The 276-nt window shown below is 58.7% G+C and carries 1 pseudogene; it reads left to right on the top strand.

The window, feature by feature from the left end:
- Positions 1-116 precede the first annotated feature (116 nt).
- Positions 117-276, top strand: a pseudogene (locus AC0L3J_RS38060) (APH(3') family aminoglycoside O-phosphotransferase); the annotation flags it as partial.

Below are 276 nucleotides of genomic sequence, written 5' to 3'. Positions count from 1 at the left end.
CGACCTCCGAGCCGCCGATCCGTCGTTGGAACCGACAACGCATATGCCAGGTCTTCTGTACGACTTAATAGAACGTGCGGTACCAGGCACGCCTGACCGTCAGTGAGATTGGATGAGTGAACGATATTGATCGAGAAGAGCCCTGCGCAGCCGCTGCCGTGCCCGAGAGCATGGCGGCTCACGTGATGGGATACAAATGGGCCCGTGATAAGGTTGGTCAGTCCGGCTGCGCGGTCTATCGGCTGCATAGCAAGTCAGGCGGCTCCGACTTGTTTC

It is taken from the genome of Bradyrhizobium sp. Kon37, assembly GCF_055807535.1.
This window is presented reverse-complemented; position numbering and strand designations above follow the sequence as displayed.